At 43.0% G+C, this 19,995-nt stretch carries 17 protein-coding genes; 15 read left to right on the plus strand and 2 right to left on the minus strand.

The features are described 5' to 3' along the window. The first annotated feature begins 135 nt into the window (after positions 1 to 135). The 8 genes from GQF01_RS11610 to GQF01_RS11645 all read left to right on the plus strand — a co-directional run bounded on the left by GQF01_RS11610 (position 136) and on the right by GQF01_RS11645 (position 9,379). Positions 136 to 3,306: an ATP-binding cassette domain-containing protein gene (locus GQF01_RS11610; RefSeq protein ID WP_161406921.1), complete on the plus strand. Its 3,171-nt coding sequence runs from the start codon at positions 136 to 138 to the stop codon at positions 3,304 to 3,306. A 77-nt stretch (positions 3,307 to 3,383) separates the two neighbouring features. After that, entirely contained in the window at positions 3,384 to 3,845 is a 462-nt protein-coding gene (locus GQF01_RS11615; protein ID WP_161406922.1) for a phage tail protein, read from the plus strand. A gap of 199 nt (positions 3,846 to 4,044) precedes the next feature. Beyond that, entirely contained in the window at positions 4,045 to 5,847 is a 1,803-nt protein-coding gene (locus GQF01_RS11620) for a carboxypeptidase-like regulatory domain-containing protein (RefSeq protein ID WP_161406923.1), read from the plus strand. A 148-nt stretch (positions 5,848 to 5,995) separates the two neighbouring features. Next, entirely contained in the window at positions 5,996 to 6,370 is a 375-nt protein-coding gene (gene blaI, locus GQF01_RS11625; RefSeq protein WP_161406924.1) for a penicillinase repressor BlaI, read from the plus strand. 14 nt (positions 6,371 to 6,384) lie between these two features. Beyond that, positions 6,385 to 7,884 carry a M56 family metallopeptidase gene (locus GQF01_RS11630; protein ID WP_161406925.1) on the plus strand — a complete coding sequence of 500 codons (1,500 nt, stop codon included), beginning with the start codon at positions 6,385 to 6,387 and terminating at the stop codon, positions 7,882 to 7,884. Between the two features lie 142 nt (positions 7,885 to 8,026). After that, positions 8,027 to 8,365 carry a TM2 domain-containing protein gene (locus GQF01_RS11635; protein WP_161406926.1) on the plus strand — a complete coding sequence of 113 codons (339 nt, stop codon included), beginning with the start codon at positions 8,027 to 8,029 and terminating at the stop codon, positions 8,363 to 8,365. A gap of 11 nt (positions 8,366 to 8,376) precedes the next feature. Continuing rightward, the gene (locus GQF01_RS11640) at positions 8,377 to 8,778 is read left to right on the plus strand and encodes an NINE protein (RefSeq protein WP_161406927.1); all 402 of its coding nucleotides are present in this window, start codon (positions 8,377 to 8,379) and stop codon (positions 8,776 to 8,778) included. A 151-nt stretch (positions 8,779 to 8,929) separates the two neighbouring features. Then, entirely contained in the window at positions 8,930 to 9,379 is a 450-nt protein-coding gene (locus GQF01_RS11645) for a DUF488 domain-containing protein (protein ID WP_235959451.1), read from the plus strand. 86 nt (positions 9,380 to 9,465) lie between these two features. Here the strand turns inward: GQF01_RS11645 and GQF01_RS11650 are convergent, their stop codons facing one another. Next, positions 9,466 to 9,930: a hypothetical protein gene (locus tag GQF01_RS11650; protein WP_161406928.1), complete on the minus strand. Its 465-nt coding sequence runs from the start codon at positions 9,928 to 9,930 to the stop codon at positions 9,466 to 9,468. Between the two features lie 501 nt (positions 9,931 to 10,431). Here GQF01_RS11650 and GQF01_RS11655 point away from each other — a divergent pair. The 7 genes from GQF01_RS11655 (at position 10,432) to GQF01_RS11685 (ending at position 18,774) form a co-directional block, all read left to right on the plus strand. Beyond that, positions 10,432 to 12,858, plus strand: a complete 2,427-nt coding sequence (locus GQF01_RS11655) for an EAL domain-containing protein (RefSeq protein WP_328803443.1) — start codon at positions 10,432 to 10,434, stop codon at positions 12,856 to 12,858. A gap of 139 nt (positions 12,859 to 12,997) precedes the next feature. Then, positions 12,998 to 14,461 (plus strand): spore germination protein, encoded by a 1,464-nt coding sequence (locus GQF01_RS11660; protein ID WP_235959546.1) that lies wholly within the window; start codon positions 12,998 to 13,000, stop codon positions 14,459 to 14,461. Between the two features lie 33 nt (positions 14,462 to 14,494). Next, a complete protein-coding gene (locus tag GQF01_RS11665) occupies positions 14,495 to 15,592 on the plus strand; it encodes a GerAB/ArcD/ProY family transporter (RefSeq protein WP_161406930.1) in 1,098 nt (365 codons plus the stop codon). Further along, complete coding sequence (locus GQF01_RS11670; protein WP_161406931.1) at positions 15,589 to 16,770, plus strand: Ger(x)C family spore germination protein; 1,182 nt, start codon at positions 15,589 to 15,591, stop codon at positions 16,768 to 16,770. The genes GQF01_RS11665 and GQF01_RS11670 overlap by 4 nt, the downstream gene beginning before the upstream one ends. 204 nt (positions 16,771 to 16,974) lie before the next feature. Then, positions 16,975 to 17,991, plus strand: coding sequence for an SDR family oxidoreductase (locus GQF01_RS11675; RefSeq protein WP_161407154.1), 1,017 nt, complete (start codon positions 16,975 to 16,977; stop codon positions 17,989 to 17,991). A gap of 18 nt (positions 17,992 to 18,009) precedes the next feature. Then, positions 18,010 to 18,378 carry a DUF4180 domain-containing protein gene (locus GQF01_RS11680; RefSeq protein ID WP_161406932.1) on the plus strand — a complete coding sequence of 123 codons (369 nt, stop codon included), beginning with the start codon at positions 18,010 to 18,012 and terminating at the stop codon, positions 18,376 to 18,378. Between the two features lie 27 nt (positions 18,379 to 18,405). After that, positions 18,406 to 18,774: a VOC family protein gene (locus GQF01_RS11685; RefSeq protein WP_161406933.1), complete on the plus strand. Its 369-nt coding sequence runs from the start codon at positions 18,406 to 18,408 to the stop codon at positions 18,772 to 18,774. A gap of 351 nt (positions 18,775 to 19,125) precedes the next feature. Here the strand turns inward: GQF01_RS11685 and GQF01_RS11690 are convergent, their stop codons facing one another. Beyond that, the gene (locus GQF01_RS11690; protein WP_161406934.1) at positions 19,126 to 19,971 is read right to left on the minus strand and encodes an aldo/keto reductase; all 846 of its coding nucleotides are present in this window, start codon (positions 19,969 to 19,971) and stop codon (positions 19,126 to 19,128) included. Between the last annotated feature and the right edge of the window lie 24 nt (positions 19,972 to 19,995).

A 19,995-nucleotide genomic window follows, 5' to 3' on the forward strand; every position in this document is an offset into this window, starting at 1 on the left:
AAAAAGTAGAGCATCCATCAGGATGTTCTATTTTTTTGCCATTTCCAACATAACTGCGAAAAAAAACAAATCTAGCATTTAACACTGTGCTAACATGGAAATAATAAGTGTAAAAGAAAGAGAAAGGATGTACTTATGAAAATAATTCAATTAATCTCGAACAATATTAATCGATTAGATGCCGATCTCCCAGCAGATAAATCGTTAGGTATTGCTGGGCTATCTGGGTCTGGTAAAACAACGTTTTGCCAAACGATTGGGGAAGAATCCAAGAAACGTCTGGTTTCTTTATTGCCAAAAGCGGAGTATCAGTATTTATTTCCTGAGATTATGGAAACTAATTTTAGTGCGATCAAGATGGAAGAAATGCCTCTCGTTCTTTTTCTCGGAAAATCATCGATCTCATCTAATCCTCGTTCAACCATTGGTACGCACACAGGCGTTTTTAAAGAGATTCGCGAGCGTCTAGCCGAACAATTCAATCTTTCTCCAGAAGTATTTTCCTTTAATAATCCTTTAGGTTGGTGTCCAGATTGTAAAGGCCGCAGTACAACCCAGAATGTCGAATGCTCCAAGTGCCAGGGCAAGCGCTACAATCAAGAAGTTGAGCAATATAAAATGGAATTATGGAATAAACCACATAGTATTTCTGATATCAATAACTTAAGCATAGAAGCGATTCTTTCTCTTTCAGAGGAACTAAACATCAGTGAAGGAAAGCAGCATATTCTCCACAATATCATCAAAATGAATATTGGTTACTTAACATTAAACCGCATTATGGGTACATTGTCAGGTGGAGAGATAACACGGATGTACTTGGCAGAATTCATGGCAACAAGTGAAAATACGGTTATTATTATTGATGAAATCTCAGTAGGCCTCGACCACCAAACGCTATTGAAAATTTTAGAACAAATTAAACATTTAGGGGATAAGAATCAGATTTGGCTCATCGACCATTCTGACACCGTGCTGGATACAACAGATGAACAATTGTTCTTTGGACCTGGCAGTGGGAAATATGGTGGGAAGATTGTTGAAGAGTCGCCGCGGCCAGCACCCCTGATTTCGGAACGCAATCAATCAGTACCGACGGAATTCTATCAATTTAAAGACTTGCATTGCCGTAATATTCAAATGGACAACATTGAGATTCCGAAAAATAGACTTGTTACCTTTACGGGAGAGTCCGGTTGTGGTAAATCTACGCTTGTTAATGAGTGTATAGTGAAAGATTTTCAGAAACGTTATCCCAAAGATAAATTGGTCGTGGTTGGGCAAGATCGGAACCAGTCGATTTCCAGCCGGTCAACGGTTGCGACTTTTCTTGATATTAAAAAGAAGCTCACTAAATATAGTGAGGATATTGATGATATTTTTCAGCGCTCGATTGAAGATATTATTGAGGAACTGCCAAATGAAGACATTGCTCGTAAACGCTTGAGCTTATTGAACAAACTAGGTCTTGGTTATTTGACGTTGGAAAGAAAGACACAGTCCCTATCAACGGGCGAATTTCAATGTGTCCATTTAGTATCCGAGCTGTTTGCCAATGCAAGAAACCCGCATATGCTCTTTATTTTTGACGAGCCTTCAAAAGGTTTATCTCAAAATATTTTAAACCAATTTATTGATAGTGTCAGAGACATTCTCGAAGATGAATCCGTCTCCATCCTGATGATTGAACATAATGCTTATATGCTGGAAAGCTCTGATTTTATCGTTGATTTCGGCAAAAGGCAGGTTGAACCTGTTACTCATCTTGATGTTGTCAGTCATGAGGATTATTATCGTCAGAAAGATGGGGAAGAGCACAGTGCTCCGGCGCCAATTTCCTCTACACTCAAGCGGCAACAAGGGATTCATTACTTGCAAGAAGATCATTTGAACTATTTTAAAAGGGCAGAAAACATCTATAAGGGTGGAATTTTAAAAAGTCTATCGCCAATCGCCCGCGTGATTTATGGGGAATACGAATCTGAGACGATTGCACCTGTTATCGCGATTGATCTTGAACGACACCTGTATAGTCAGTATAGCTTCCTCTATGAGATAGGTGGACTGATCAACCATATTGTGGCTTCTCATCCGACCAATAAAGATACAAGCAGCTTTGATTTCTATTATCAAGATAATCATTGCCCGAGTTGCTCAGGTCGCCGCGTCATTGAACAATTCGATATGACTATTCTTATTCAAGACCAAACCGTGCCATTCTGGGATGGCATGTTGCTTCCAGAAGTGATGGATGTCTTGAAATACTATCAGCATGCCAAATTGCACTTCCTTTTTGAAGAGATAAAGAACGAACTTGGTCACGATATGGGGAAAAGCTTCAATGAAATGTCCGATGCGGAGAAAAATACATTCTTATATGGTTACTGGGAAAAGTCATTCTATGATAAAGCAGGGAAGGCTTCGAGAACATGGGAAGGTTTTAATTACATTCTAGGGCGTTATATGGTTATTTCGAAAAATGTTCCGCTTAAAGAGGCTATGAAAGCTTCCAAAGAAATGATTAGCTGCCCAGTTTGTCATGGAACCGTGTTAAAGCATCATAAAAAGCTAAAATTCGGCAGTACGGATATTCGTGAGATCATTCAACAGCCAATTGATCAGGTCATACAAACCGTAGGGAAGTTGCCAGAACTAGAAAAACTAAGATCAATCGTTGGCGGAGAGCTAGCACTAACTGAAGATGTCTCTTTACTACCTAGGGAAACCAAAGTTGCGCTGAAAATGCTTGAATTGGAACTTGCCAGCTTCGTAGGCTATGAAGTGGTTTTACAGAATGCTGTACCTTTTCAGGACAAAATAAAGAGTAACCTTGAGTCCATCAGCCGTAAAAACGCGATTACCATCTGTGATTTTCCTGATATTGTAGAAACGAGAGAAAGCATTATTGATAAGTATTTTACGAATGGCAAATATAAAAAGCTAACTTATGTCTATGAAGCGTTTGGTTACGCGAAAATTGTTACCCAAATCAACAAGATCAAAGCAAGTCATCCATGCCCATTCTGTGGCGGTAAGAGAGTTATTTCCGAAGATGGGCTCCATGATGGCGTACAGAAATTATCGGTGCCATGCGTAAGCTGTTATGTAAGTGGCATCAATGATGAAGGGCGCAAGGAAGTCGTCGAGGGCATCGATGTACAAACCTGGCTAACTGGTAAAGTGCGTGATGTTGTCGCGGAGAGCTCGCGTACGGAGGCAGTTGCAGATATTCCTATTTATAATCGGATTCGTGAGTTGAATAAACGAGATATGATGGCTGTTTATCATAGTCTTGCTATAATATAAGTAGCAGAAGCGTTTATCTTTTGGGCAAATATGGCATCCTAGTACTATCAAATAATGAGAGAAAACGAGGGATGGAAATGTCGTATATCGTTGATTTTAAAAATGTGTCTACAATAGGTTTAGAGTCTTCCCCTGTAGCAGAAGCGCTTGCTGGTTTACGCGCCAATGAAGCCCGTTATTTCATGAACAAATACAAGCATGAATTTGAGGTTGTACCAGCTAGTGAAAGTCAGGAAAACCTGGATTATGCGAACCAAATTTTAAAAGAACGTGACATTGAGTTTGCTGCCAAACCTCTAGAAACGTCGCGTTTTCAAGTGGAAAACATCCAATTTACCTACGTCTTCTATGAGGACGGTCTTTCGATCAATGTGATGTATACAGTGGATGACCCTAAGAAGCGGGCGGTTGGTTTCAAGCTTTCAGAGGGAATGGAAGTACCGAAGGAGTTAGAAACGAAGTTCAAGTTCGCTAGACAGAAGTCGAAATTAGCTGGAACAATTCGGGGCTCTTTTTTCGTAATTAAGGGACAATATTAATCTAACAGAGGTTTGAAAAAAGAGGGTGCCCGGCCATTTTTATGGCTTTTGGGGCACCCTCTACGCGTATATCATTTTAGCCGGAGAGTGGAGAAAAATGTGCAATAAATCCTCGAAGGAAAAGGCTTAAACGATTAGTCTATATATGTCTTAAGTCCTATGATATGATGTGGTTACTAGTCATTATTTGGGGGTAATCATGAAAGTCATTAGGATTTTTGCACCAGTTATTCTTTTATTTATGTTGGTATTCACGTACGTTTGCAGCTTTTCGACAGCTCACGCGGCAACAGAAAAGGCATCGGCGAACATTACGGTTAAGTCAACGTCCGGGAACGTTATCGCCTATGCTAATGTAATCTTTACGTCATCCGCACTCCCTTTTCCGCTGACAGTGAGAACGGACGCTAATGGCATTGCTTCATTTCCTAATTTGCCAATTGGTGATTTCACGCTCACAGCGTCAGCAAATTACTTCAGGAACAGCTCTATACAATCCGGAACGCTCACAGCAGGGCAGGCCTTTGAGCATACCTTTTGCCTAACGGATGACAATACTTCGATAGGACTCAGCTCGCTAAGTATTAACGATCATTCATCAAGTGCTAATGAGTTTGAGGGAACTGTTTCATGGTCAACTTATGGTACTGTCCCTATTCATTCCGAAATGCGGCTCCAATTCATGGACAATGGGAATACCCCTATAGGTTCTGTTCTCACATCCGTTTATTCCGATGAACGCAACTTCTATACAAGTACAATAACGAATATAGCATTGCCTTCAGGCGCAACTCGCCTAGGAATTACTTTACTAGACAGTAACTCTTGTGTGCTTGATAGTAGAACGGTACCTTTGTGGCACTACAATTTACATGCTGTTGGATCCCTGAAGTTTCGAGATACCCATGCAAATGGCGGTATGATTAACGCACGGGTTACTTGGGCTGGAGCCAATGATGAAGCCTCTTTGGCAGGTTATAACATTTATTACTGGGTAATTGGAGACAACCAGTGGAAATACTGGGATACTGTAGCCAAGAAGTCAGATGGAGCATACGAATATGTATTTGATGCATTCCCTGCTGGCACGGGTGCCATCTTAGTGGGCAGCGTTAACAGTGCTGGTGAGGAGTATTCCACTTATCCAACTGTTAATGTCATGGATAACCGCCAAGCCGACACGTTACTGTCCGCTGATTATTCGGGCAGCCTTCCTATGCCTTCGAATATTCAAGACTATACATACACGATCAATGCACATACGATTTCTGGGAGTATTAGCTTCGCTTTGCCCTCTGAGATGAGTCAGATTCGAGGCTATAATCTATATTTCAGCAGCGCAAACGGTGATAAATTACAAGCGCTCGCGACGATCTATTCGCCCAGATCATATACGCAGCTATTTTACATGTTAGATGACAACCAGCCTGTTCCAGCTAATGCTACTCAATTTGCTCTCTATTCCTATGGCAATGATGGCAAAGAGAGTGCACCGATATTTATTCCTGTCAAAAATAGCGTGCTTAATACGAAGCTTCCTCCAAATATGAGCTTCGTGGATATGGATGAGCAGGCTGATCAACTACGCGGCTTTCTAACTTGGGACCGTGCGGCCGATGAGTCGAATCTCCATAGCTATCAGATTTATTTCTTAGATAGTTTCAACCGCCCAATAAGCTTAGTTGGTGAAGTATTGAAAGGTGCTGCGCCGATGTTCACTCTGCCTGAAGGATTCTCGATTCCCCATGGAGCAACCAGTATCGGTATTGGCGTTAAGGACACTACAGGGAATATATCTATGAATATGAAAATTAGCCCCATTTCCGATAATAGAACGGAAGCTGAGGTCCATGATGCTGTGAAATCCGCTTTTTTTGCAGGCGAGGGTGAAGTGGATTTGGCCCGAGTTGCTGCCCTTCTGGTGCAGCCTCCAAACCCTTTTAGCAAAAAAGATGTGCAAGTATTCCTTTCACTTATTGGCCCTTATGTGGTTCAGAGGTAAAAAAATAGGAAATCACGGGAAACCATCCTTCTGCGGGGTGGTTTTTTCGCTAATTCGCGACCTGTCGTTGAACTTGACAAGTGTGGATTACAAATGTAATACTGAGTTTGTATTACATTTGTAATCCAAGTGGAAAGGAGGTAGCTATGTGAAGACTGTCCCTCATATTACGGATGCTGAATGGGAAGTCATGAAGGTGCTTTGGAATCAATCGCCACGTACGGCTAATGAAGTGATTGCAGCCATGCAGGACCAGACGGATTGGAAGCCCAAAACGATTCGGACCCTTTTGAACAGACTAACGCAGAAGCAGGCCCTGTCATTTACGCAAGAGAACAGAGTTTATGCCTATTTCCCTTTAGTTTCTGAGGGCGAGTGTGTGAAGTCAGAGACGCAATCTTTTCTCAAAAGAATGTACGGTGGTGCCTTTAAGCCAATGCTGGTTAACTTTTTGAAGGAAGAACAGCTCTCGGAGGAAGATATTAAGGAGTTAAAAAATATTCTCGAAAATAAATCGAAATAACAGGAAAGGAAAGGGTGAAAGTGAACCAAACCAATGAACTCCTCAACGGAATTTTTGAGTGGATTTTGTCTGTATCGGTCATGGCAGCCATTACGGTCGTGTTGATTATGCTGACCCAGCGTATCCTGCGTAAGCGAATAAAACCTAGATGGCACTATCTCATGTGGTTGTTGGTGATGGTGCGACTGCTCCTACCCTGGGACCTGGAAAGCGATTTGAGCATCTATAACTGGCTATCTTACTCTAAGGGCATTCACGAAATCGACTCCGCGGTTCAGATAGGAACACAAGAGGGATTAGCTGCTGTGGACTCTGTAGGTACTATTTTGTACAGGTACTCTATCTATGTATGGCTGCTTGGTATTATCTTATTTGGCCTATATACATTTGTGATCAACCGAAAGTTTGCGCAGAAAATATCAAAAGAAACGACTCCGATAACAGACATCGGCATCCTGCAGTTGTTCGCTCAATGTCAAAAGCTTATGTCCGTACATAAACGAGTCATTCTAGTCGTATCGGATCAGTTGACGATGCCGACGCTTTTTGGATTCTGGAACCCAAGGTTAGTTATACCACAGAGGGTCATTGATAGCTTAGATCAGGAACAAATCCGCCATATCTTTCTGCATGAGCTGGCGCATTGTAAACGCAATGATATTGCGATCAATTGGATCATGCAGATTCTATTGATTATTCATTGGTTCAATCCTGTACTTTGGTACGCGAATCAACGCATGCGTGATGATCAGGAGATTGCGAGCGATGCGTTAGCCCTTTCTTATCTTGAGCCAGCTAAAAGGGAGAATTACGGCTATACGCTCATTCAACTATTGGAAAGCTATACCCGCCCAGTAAGCGTGCCTGGCAATGTTAATTTATCTGGAAGCAAGTCACAGTTAAAAAGGAGAATTATTATGATTAAGCAGTTTCAATTTAATTCGTACCGGTGGTCGTTCGTTGGGTTAGCTGCTATTCTCATTATTAGCGGTTGTTCATTAACGAATGCTAATGTCGATAAGCAGTCTTCAGCTCCATCGAACTCGCCGACTATTGATCAAAAGACGACAGATACAACTACGACAAATACATCGAGCTCAACAGATCAGACGACGAACACAACGAATACAACACAAACAACAGATACCGATAAAAAGACAGGAACAGAAGTAGTTAGTGATACGAAGTCTGCTGATTCCGTGACACCAACCACGCCACCCGCAGTTACTGCGGAAGAGACAAGATCAAGAGCAGTGGCCTCAAGAGGAGGCGAGGCGAAGCCTTCGCCCGTCGCATCCGTTGAAGAGTCAAGGCAAACTGCTATACCTCAGGTAGTGGAGAGTCGGAGACAAGCGAGTGAGGTGACGCCGATGACTCCATCTCGTCGAGATGTAAAAGGACCGACGACAGCGCCAGCACCTGAGACACCCGATGTTCGACCAGCACAATCAGAATCAACCACTAGAGTACTAACTCCGGTGCCGGCGACAGAGCGGTCTTCAGGGCAAAGGTAAAAGGAAAGATGACACCCAAGCGGGTGTTTTCTTTTTTTCATAGCAATCTTTATGAAAACTTGACCAAAATTTAGGGAAAATTGATATAAAATGAAAGATCGACCATGTATAATTTAAACATTATACGAGAAGGGGTCGAAATATGTCGTCACTATTACAGAAACAGAGTTTAACATCGGAACAGCTTCAATTGCTGGCTTCCGAGATGACTAAGAAACAGAAATCAGGCGGTATCGCTTGGTTGCTATGGTTCTTCACAGGCGGAATCGGGGGTCACCGTTTCTACTTAGGACGAATTGGTACTGGAGTTGCCATGTTACTCACATTGGGTGGATTAGGTATCTGGGCACTCGTTGATTTGTTCTTGTTATCAGGCATGATTAGAGATACGAATGAAAAGGTTGAGAACGAAATTATTTCGGAAATCCGTCTGATCCACCAAGCGCGGGCAAACTCAGAAGTTGCTGCAGCTCAGGCATAACGTACATACCTATGGATAATTTACAATTATTGCGTACGTTAACGTTGGAAGAGCTGGCGATCTTAGAAGCAGAACTGCTGAAGAAGCGCAAATCTAAGGAAGTTGTCTGGGCACTATGGTCTGTGTTGCATTACTTTGGAGCTCACCGTTACTATACAGAAAATTATCTATACGCAAGCTTGATGTTTGCGGCTACGGTCGTTCCTGGTATTGCGATCTTTCTATTGGCAATCTACACAGAGTTAGAAGCATTTAGTTACTTTCTCTTATGGTTTAGCATAGCCATATTAGCTGGATCTTTGCTTTGGAGTTGGGTCGATGCTTTCTTTCTAAACAGAAGAATAGAAGAGATGAATCACGAACAGGAACGAAGTGTCATTCATCGTATTAAAGCAACGAATGAGGCAGTCTGAAACCGTATGGTTTCTAACTGCCTCTCTTTTTTATACACGAGAACGCTATGACGAATTTATAAATAAAGCTAAAGGAAAACGGTGATCTGCATCGAATATGCCACTAGTAGGCATAAGAGTGATGGTTCCGATAATGTGATATGAGGTGAAAATGACAATGAGCAACGTGTACACCATCGGTTTTGCTGAGAAATCTCTGCGAACATTCGTTAATCATTTGCGCGAAAATCAAGTAACCAAGGTTGTTGATACTAGGCTTAATAATGTGTCGCAGCTAGCGGGTTATGCGAAAAAGGAAGATTTAATATATATTTTGGAACTAGTAAACATCAAATATGCGCACGAGCTTGATCTAGCTCCCACCAAAGAAATCCTAGAAGCTATCAAGAAGAAGCAAATCGCCTGGGATGAATTTGAGAAAATCTTTGTAAATTTGATCGCTGAACGGAAGATAGAGCAGAAGATGGATGTCTTTCTGGGGGAAGAGGAAGCCGTGTGTTTCTTATGCAGCGAACATAAACCCCATCAGTGCCATAGACGGCTGATCGTTGAATATTTAAGGGAATTTAACAAGGATATTCAAATCCATCATTTATTTTGAAAAGACGAAGGAAAACCATCAACCGGACAGAAGTCGGATTGATGGTTTTTTTGCCTTAAAATAGGGTTTGATATGTTAATGCCTATTTAAAACCAAGGGGAGCTCCCCAAGCTAATTACGTACTTTTTCGTTGGGTCGTAGTTAGAGAATGTAGCTGAAGTAACCTGAACAGTTAATCTTTCACCTGCAGGAAGATATACAAGCCATGCTTCTCGGCCTGTGGCAACAGACACACGAGTTGCAGCGGCACCAATACCAGATACTCCAATAGAATTAATGCGATAATCAAGGCTTCGATTTTCATACGTGTCAAAATTTACATAGAAAGATTTAGCTGAACCCGTATCGTTCACCCATTTGTAATAATCAAAGTCTTTATCTACTGAATTATCAATAGTTCCGTCAAAGGAATCACTGCTGCCACTAAAAACATTTGGCGAAGCGGAGCTATCGTTATTATTTGCGGTTCCTAGAGCAAAGGCTGAGGTACCCGAGAGAAGAACTGAGGTAGCAACTGTAAAGGTCAGGGCTAAAGTTTTAAACTTTTTCACGATAAAACCTCCATATAATTATTTATATTCCATAAAAAGGAATAATTAATGGTTATATTAAACTATAAATATATGGAAGTAAACACTATATAGCGTATAATTTTCAATTTAATTCCAAATGCCTATCTATAATGGTTTAATAGGATGAATAAAAAGGTAAAATATGGGTACTAAGAAACTTGACTTAAAACTGAAATAGGCTATCTCCCAGGTGCTTTCCATAACCACCTGCTTCATCTGCTCGCTGCTGCCGTGCGAGGTTAGCCCGGGTTCAATCTCGTAAGTTAGCGAGATATCCCTCTCATAGACGCCTGAAGGCGGTGGAGAACACCCGCAACGGAAGTAGTCCATGATGTCAAATAATGTGTGTCGAAAGGGTTAACTGTTGATCAGTTAGCCTTTTTTTACATGATAGGATGCTATTTATCTCTCTATAAATCAGGTAATATATATATTATATATTTATTTACCAATATTTTATCGTTGAAATGAGGTTTAGAAGTGCATCATCTGCATGGTACATACGATATGGTTCTAGTTGCATTTTCCTATGTGGTTGCTGTCGTAGCATCCTATACAGTCCTCGATTTAGTAGGAAGAATCAGCACTTCCAAAGGAGTATCTCGCTGGTCTTGGCTCCTTTTTGGAGCGATCGCAATGGGTTTGGGCGTATGGTCCATGCATTTTGTCGGGATGCTTGCATTTTCGCTGAACATTTCTGTTGCCTATAACTTGGTCAATGTCATACTTTCCGTCGTCGTTGTGATCGCGGCTTCCTTCCTTGCTTTGTATGTGGTTGGACGAAGTCAGTTATCTTGGCGATTATTGCTTACTGGAGGGCTTCTGCTCGCAACGGGCATCTCGGCTATGCATTACATTGGGATGGCAGCGATGGAAATTAATATTTCCTATAAACCTGTTTATTTCGCACTATCAATTCTTATTGCTCTTGTTGCGTCCATTGCGGCGTTGTGGTTGGCTTTCTATTTCCGTAAGGGAACAGAGCCAAGTAGAATGTGGAAGAAGCTCGGCAGTGGATTAATCATGGGAGCTGCCGTAGTTGGCATGCACTATACGGGCATGTATGCTGCACAATTTGAAATGCTGGATACAATAGATCAAACAGGTATGTTTCTGGATCAGAAGCTTTTGGCTTATACGATCGCAGGGGGTACGCTGTTCACGTTAGGTTTGTCGCTTTTTGGCATTTATATTTCCAATCGATTGTCACGCAAAGATAACGAAATCCAGGAACATGAGAAATGGTATAAATCCTTATTCGAAAATAATCAGGATGGCATCATTTCGATCAATATGGACTATCGCATTATTGGGTTCAATTCCGCTGTAACGGAACTTACAGGGCTAACCGGTGATTGGTTCCGCAACCAAACGATAGACAACATCTTGCCTTTCATTGTACCGGAGGATCAGGAGCGCACGAGAGAGATGTTCACGAAGTCCCGAGACGGAGAGATGCAGACTTACCAGACTGCGATTATGCACGAGCATGGACACCGCGTCGAGCTCAGTGTGATTAACGCTCCAGTCATCCTAGATGGGCAGGTTGTCGGCAGCTATATTATTGCCAAAGACATTACGGAAGAAAAGCAATCCAAAGAGAAGATCCAACACCTTGCCTTTCATGATGAGCTGACAGGAATGCCCAATAGACGGATGTTCAATGAAGTGCTGGCGCAAATGATTGATAGCGATGCTAAGCAGTTCGCTGTCATGGTGATGGATCTGGATCGGTTTAAATTAATTAATGATTCGCTCGGACATACCTATGGAGACCAATTTCTGCAGGAAATGTGTGAACGTATCCGTCGGTGCATGGAGGGTATGAAGGTGACTTTAGCGCGCATGGGCGGCGATGAGTTCACACTGCTCTGTGACAGCAGCTACGATACGAACCAAGTTGCAAATTTTGCTGAACAAATCATCAAAGCGATTGGTGTGCCGTATCGTCTTAAAGAGAATGATTTCTACGTCACAGCAAGTATCGGTATTGCGGTATATCCAAATGACGGCGCAGATGCGGTGCAACTGCTCAAGAATGCAGACACCGCGATGTACGAAGTGAAGAAGAACGGCAAGAACGGGTACCAGTTCTATACGGGCGAATTGAACGCGCAATTACAGGAGAAAATTGAGTTGGAAGTTGATTTGCGTCAGGCGATCTCGCGCAATCAGCTGTTCTTGAATTATCAGCCGCAGATTCGCGCCGGGGATAGCCAGATGATTGGAGTCGAAGCGCTCGTGCGTTGGAATCATCCGACGAAGGGCACGATTTCGCCAGGCGTTTTCATTCCCATCGCGGAAGAAACAGGCATTATTTATGAAATGGGCACATGGGTGCTGAGAGAAGCTTGCCGACAAATGAAAGAATGGCATCGTGGAGGCGGGCCCTTGATTCCTGTTTCCGTCAATTTATCTTCTCAGCAGTTCCACCAGACCAATTTGGCAATGTACATTAAAGAAATCCTAGCGGAAACTGAACTTGAGCCGCAATATCTGGAGCTAGAGATTACGGAAAGCATGATGATGGATGCGTCTGTTTCCAGAAGTATTTTGAATGAATTGACGGAATCTGGCATTCGGATCAGTTTGGATGACTTCGGAACGGGATATAGTTCCTTGAGTTATCTGAAGCTTCTGCCGATCCACAAGCTCAAAATTGACCGTTCGTTCATCCGCGATATTACGGAGAACAATAATGATAAAGCAATTGTGGCCACGATTATCTCCATGGCCCAGCATTTGAATATGGACGTCATTGCGGAAGGCATTGAGACGAAGGAACAGCTGGATATTTTAATGGATAATGACTGTAAGAAGATTCAAGGTTATTATTACAGCAGGCCACTGCCTGCTCGAGATGTAGAGGAAGCTTTTTTCGCGCCGATGCGAGTGAGTAGAACATAAAGATGCCAAATCAGTAATTAGAAGCCCGATTAGCTCAGTAGAGCTGGTCGGGTTTTTTACTACTAGTATAAGAAATTCTTTCCAAACGAATAATACCAAGATGATTACTAATAAGGTTGAAAGGTGGGGAACGGAATTGATGGAAAGTGAATCCCTTTCAAACAGTGTTCAATCGATTATGGATGTCATCGGGCACAATCATGATGTCGTTTTGCGAGAAATTATACTTGGAAGTACAGGGCGGAAAGCGGCAATTATCTATGTTACTACCATCGGGAGTTCGGAAGTTATTAATAAAAGCGTGCTGCAACCACTGATGCAGATGGTAGCTGCAAGCGACGATTCTTTATCGGATCAATTCAAGAAAAGAGTGCTGGGCACCACGATTGTACTTTCCGAACTAATCGAAACCGACTCAGTGGCAGCGTGCATTCGCAATATTTTATCAGGTAATACCGTACTCATTATTGATCAAATTAGCAGTTATATCATCCTTAGTACGGCACATCAAGAAGGAAGAAGCATTCAAGAACCGAAGTCCGAATCCGTGGTACGGGGCTCACGCGAAGGTTTTGTTGAGAATGTTTCAACGAATATTTCTCTAATCCGACAACGGATTAAGGATCCCTCTTTCACGATGCTCCAATATCACGTTGGCAAGCGTACGGAAAGAGAGCTAATTATCGCTTTCATTAAGGATATTGCCAACAATCAGATGGTGGAAGAAGTCTGTCGCAGGATCGAAACGATCGATATTGACGATGCGGCAGAGTCGGGGTTTATTGAACAATTTATTGAAGATAATACGTTCTCGCCCTTCCCTCAAATCATGAATACGGAACGTCCGGATCGAGTTGTCGCAGCGTTGATGGATGGCAAAGTAGCTATCCTCTTGGACGGCACGCCGTTTGTCCTTATCGTGCCAGTAACATTACCGATGATGCTTTACTCTCCGGAAGACAGTAACGAACGCTGGATCTATTCAAGTATAATCCGCATTATGCGGTATATACTCGTCGTTGTTTCACTCTATTTGCCATCACTTTATATTGCATTTATATCTTTTCATCAGGGACTAATTCCTACCAAATTGGCCATATCGATCACTTCCAGCAGGGAAGGTGTTCCCTTTCCCACCTATGTAGAGGCCATGATGATGGAAATAACCATTGAAATATTGCGTGAAGCCGCTATTCGGCTTCCCAAGCCAATCGGACAAGCAATCGGCATGGTCGGTGGTCTAGTCATTGGGCAATCGGCGGTACAGGCAGGTATTGTGAGCCCGATCATGGTCATTGTCGTGGCTGTGACGGCAATCGCATCCTACACGATACCGATTTATTCAGCGGGAATTGCCATGCGGTTACTAAGGTTCTTTATGATGCTTGCAGCCGCATTACTAGGCTTATACGGGATTATTATGGTTACGCTGCTGCTCCTGTCCCATATGATGAAGTTAAAAAGCTTTGGGACCAACTATGCAGGCGTCTACGTGCACTATCATCCGTCAGATTGGAAGGATTCGATTATTAAATATCCCTTGAAATGGATAAAAGAGCGACCGAAATTGTTAGATCCCAAAGATAAGAAGCGAGCGAAATAATGAAAACTAGAGAGGGGTGGTGGTGGTGGAAACATGAAGATTATGCGAAGTGATCAGATCTCGATTTCGCAATTAACGGTCTTAAACACATCCATGATTCTCGGGTTGTCCATCCTCACGCTGCCTAGGGCCACTTCTGAAAAGATCGGTACTCCTGACGTATGGATGAGCATCATCATAGCGGGATTAATCTCTGTGCTGTTGGCTGTTGTTTGTGCGAAGGTAAGCCGGCGATTTCCCGGAGAAACCCTCTTTGATTACAATAACCAGATTGTCGGCAAAGCGATAGGAATGGCTTTTAGTGTCGTATTTTGCGTGTACTACATATTGATGGCTGCTTTCGAAGTGCGTATGCAAGCTGAAGTTATCAGACAGTTCCTGTTGGACCAAACACCAATTGAAGTGACAATGATCGTTTTTTTAATTGTTGCCGGTTATTTACTCTTGGGACAAATCAATCCGATAGCCCGGTTAATGGAGTTTTTATTGCCGATAACCTATATAAGCATACTGTTCGTCATGCTGCTCAGCATCCAGGACTTCGATATTAATAAGTTGCGTCCTGTTCTTAGCGAAGGGATACGTCCTGTTTTCAGCGGTCTTCTCTCGACGGCACTTTCGTATTCGGGTTTTGAATGTATTATGGTGTTCTCCGCTTTCGTGGATAAACCGAAAAAAATGGTGCTTTCAGCCATCATTGGCGTTGCCTTGATCATCGTCCTATATACGATTAATGCGGTTATTGTTATTGATGTATTGGGCGTTTCAGAAGCCAGCACATTAACCTGGCCAACCTTGGAATTAATTAAAAACGTGGAGATGGCCGGATTTTTCTTGGAGAATTTTGAAGTTATTTTCATTGCCGTCTGGCTCGTTGAGATCTTTACCACATACATCGTTTCGCATTACATAGCAAGTCTTGGCATTAGCAAAATGTTTGGCATCAATATTAACTACGTGCATATCGGCTTATTGGTCGTTATTTATTTCGTTGGCATTTATCCAAGTGATTTGAACGGCAGCATCAAACTCGGAGAACTTATTGGCAACCTATCCTTATTCACGGCGGGCATCATGCCGATCTTATTGCTGCTCATTGCTACGCTTAGAAAAAGGGGTCGTATACCGTGAAACAACGTACAAGACGGACTGCCTTCTTCCTCTTCTTCCTGTCATTCCTTGTACTTCCTGGCTGCTGGGATAAACGGGAAATTGAACAAATCGGCATGGTCGCTGGAATTGCGCTGGATCAAGGGGATGATACCTCTAACCACCGGATAGAAATGACGCAGCAGTTCGTCAATACGACAGTCGGATCGAAGGAAGGCGTAACAAAAGGATACTTTAACCTTACCGACGGGGGCTCCAATATATTTGAAATCATTAGAAGAACGTCAACACGAACAGACCGTTCTCCTTATTATACGCATTTGAAGGTCATCATCTTAAGCGATAAAATCACATCCTCGGCTCATTTGTTGGATTTAATGAACTTTTTCCAGCGGGACCATGAGATGAGACGTACCGTGCGTGTGTACTTTTCCAAAGGGCCTGCGATCACCATTCTCGAAAAAAAGACAGAAAATAATGAGGTTCCTTCCTTTAATATTTTTTATAAATCCCGAAATCATTACAAGACGTTAGAGATGCCTCGTCAAGTAACCTTGGGGGAGATGTCTGTCAATCTTTCTAATCAACAAAGCTTCCTCGTTCAAGTTATTGATCTTTCGAACGGGTCTGAGATGCATGGAGCGGCTATTGTTTCGGGAAAAAAGAAGCGGTTAGTCGGCTGGTTGACGAAAGAAGAGGTTTCAGGGGTCAACTTTATTTTGGGGACTAAGCATGGAAGCAGAGGAGGAGTGCTCACGGTCACAGATAAGAAAACGAAGAAAGATCTTATTTATGAAGTTAATCATATAGCTACAAAGATCAAACCGCAGGTGGATGGTGGACAGATTACCTTTCATGTTTCCATTGACACGGAGGGTCGCCTTGGTGAGGATTGGACTGTAAACGATGCACTTGATGAGGACTTTATTAAAAAGACGGACGAACTTGTAGCAGATGAAATAAAACGCATTGCGGAACAAGGTATTGCGAAAATAAAGGACACTTATAAAGTGGACGTTGCCGGCTTTGGTGAAGATTTCAGAATCAAGAACTACCAGGAATGGAAGAAAGTAAAGGATGACTGGGATGAAGCATTCAGTCGTTCGAACGTAGAAATAGATGCGAAAGTGCACATTCGAGAGTTTGGTTCTAAGGGAAGGAAAGTCCCCAAAACACCTGAGAGTAAAGATAAGAAATAGGGATGGAATCTGAAAAAGTCTGCGCCAAGCCAGCACTTAGCGGCTTTGCGCAGGCTTTTATCATTTATTTGATTAATTCGATATCTATTGATTTTCTAGGGAGCCCTTTGCACTAAGCGGGGTAAACTGATCCGTCTGGGAGGTTTTAGGCTCTCTTTGGCGAATAAAAATGAGGGGAATGCTCAAGACTACCGGAGGTGGATGATGAAAGCGCTATTTATTGGAGGAACGGGAACAATTAGTTCAGCAATTACGAAGCAGCTGTTAGAAAGTGGGTGCGAGCTTTATCTGCTGAATAGAGGCACAAGAAATGAATCTTTACCGGCTGGGGCTAAATTGCTCACAGCGGACATTCGGGATGAAGAACATGTTGCTAGTCTAATTGAACACTTGGAGTTCGATGTCGTTGCAGATTTCATCGCATTTGAACCGGCACAGCTGGAGAGAGATTACCGCTTATTTCAAGGTAAAACGAAGCAATTTATGTTCATAAGCTCAGCATCTGCGTACCAAACGCCGCTGTCTGATTATAGAATTACGGAAGGAACGCCTCTATCCAACCCATATTGGGAGTATTCGAGGAACAAAATTGCTTGTGAGGATTATTTGCTCAAACAATACCGCGATCAAGGCTTTCCCATTACGATCGTAAGACCGAGTCACACCTATGATGAACGCTCCATTCCACTTGGTGTACATGGCAGTAAAGGCAGTTGGCAGGTTGCCAAACGTATGCTTGAGAACAAACCGGTGATCATTCACGGGGATGGGACTTCACTGTGGACAATGACGCATAATAGCGATTTTGCTAAAGGTTTCATTGGTCTTATGGGCAATATTCATGCCATTGGGGAGTCCGTACATATCACTTCCGACGAGACACTTACTTGGAATCAAATATATGAAACCATTGCTGATGCGCTTGGGGTCAAGCTGCAGGCCGTCCATGTTTCATCTGAATTTTTGGATGCGAGCAGTACGGAGAATTACAGAGGCGGCTTGCTCGGAGATAAGGCGAATTCCGTTGTTTTTGACAATGCGAAGCTGAAGCGTCTTGTTCCGGAGTTCGTTGCGACCACGCGTTTTGATCAAGGGATTAAATCGACAGTAGCTAATATTTTAGCTAAGCCTGAGCTGCAAAGAGAAGATCAGGAGTTCGATCAATGGTGCGATAAGGTGATTCAGGTCTTAGAGGCGGCTGTACGGGCAATTCGCGAATAGGTTCGAAGGAGATAGCCAATGAATATAACAGTTGATATTAGAAATAACTCCAGAGTGGCTATTGTGGAAAGTGAGAACATCCTCATAAGCGATGTACAGGAGGCTTTGGACTTGATGGCATCTGTACAATATCTGGAGGAATGCCATAAGATCTTGCTGGACAAGGCCAATATCACAGAAGACTTTTTCGAGTTGAAGACCCGCCTTGCAGGTGAGATTCTGCAGAAATTTATGAATTATAAGGTTAAAGTCGCGATCGTTGGGGATTTTGACGTGTATAACAGTAAAAGTTTGAGGGATTTTATCTATGAATGCAATCAAGGCAATTCGGTATTTTTCCTGAAAGACAGAGGGGCAGCACTAGATGCCCTGCATAACGTCGATTAATGCGTCGACAGAAATAGAGGGACCTGAATGAGCAAGATTTTACGTTTTGAAATGCAAGTGCCTGATCCAGAGAAAGTGATCGAATTTTATTCGAATGCCTTCGGATGGAAGTTTTCAAAATTTCCAGGGCCGCAGGATTACTGGTTTATTCAAACGGGTGAATCGGATGAGAAAGGCATTGATGGCGGTTTAATGAAATCGCCCGATGGCGCGGCTAGAACAGTGAATTCGATCGAGGTGCCCTCCATCGATGATTACTTAGCTGCCATTTCTGCCAATGGCGGAACGATCGTGGTTCCCAAAATGGCCATGCCAGGAATGGGCTATCTTGCTTATTTTACGGATCCAAGCGGCATGATCCTTGGGGTTTCGCAAGCGGACCCGAACGCACGGTAAACGAAAACGAAACGAAAAGAAAAGGCACCCATTCCTCCATTTTGGAAGGACCGGTGCCTTTTTCATTATATAAGAATGGGGGTAGCCGGAGGCACTTTATTGATGCTCCAGGGTGAAATAACAGTATTTTCTACAGGTAAAAATGGCGCTAATAGTAGCTTATGTGGATTAACTGGAGTTCCTCCAGTTAATTCAGCCACAGCTGCCCCTTTTATGAGGAAACCAGGGGGAATAGCAGGAGTAATTCCATCTAAACCTATATAACTAGCTCATTTGAGCAAATTTACTGTATTATTTCCATGTAAAATGTACTACTCGGGGAACAGCGCACCGCAATGCCACAAAGGCAGCTTAGAAATCAAAGTTGTCCGGATCAGGTCCTACGCGTCTGTTCTCGTTCAATGCATCGATACGAGCCATCTCTTCATCGGTCAACGAGAAGTCAAAGACGTTGGCGTTATCGATAATGCGCTGCTCTTTGATTGACTTCGGTATCGTCACAATGCCGCGCTGCAGATCCCAACGGAGAATGACTTGAGCAACCGATTTGCTGTGGTTAGTGGCGATGTCATTGAGAACAGGATGATCGAATAGCTGGCCCTGCATAAGCGGAGACCATGCTTCTAGCTGAATGCCATGCTCTTGGGAAAAGCTAAGCAGTTCTTGCTGTGACAGAAGCGGGTGAAGCTCAACTTGGTTCACCATTGGCTTGATTTCTGCATCCTTCATCACATCTTCTAGCTGGTGAATTTGGAAGTTGCTGACGCCGATGGCTTTCACGCGGCCTTCTTTGTACAGAGTTTCCAGAGCGCGCCAAGCTTCTTTATATTTCCCTTTGACCGGCCAATGAATGAGGTACAGGTCTAGGTACTCCAGCCCCAGCTTGGATAGGCTTGCTTCATAAGCAGCAATTGTCGACTCATAGCCGAGATCGGCATTCCATACCTTAGAGGTTACGAACAATTCCTCTCTAGCAAGTCCTGTTTCAGCAAGTGCCTCGGAAATGGCTTGTCCAACGCCTGTCTCGTTGCCATAAATAGCTGCTGTATCAATGCTGCGGTAGCCATTTCGAATGGCTGCTTTGACGGAACTAACTACCTCAGAACCGTCTTCTACTTTAAAAACACCTAACCCGAACCAAGGCATTTGGACGCCGTTATGCAGGTTAGTTGTGGATTGTAAATGGTTGATCGTCATGCGTAATTCCTCCTCATGTAACTG

Origin of the sequence: Paenibacillus silvestris (assembly GCF_009882985.1) — a bacterium.
GTDB lineage: Bacteria > Bacillota > Bacilli > Paenibacillales > NBRC-103111 > Paenibacillus_E > Paenibacillus_E silvestris.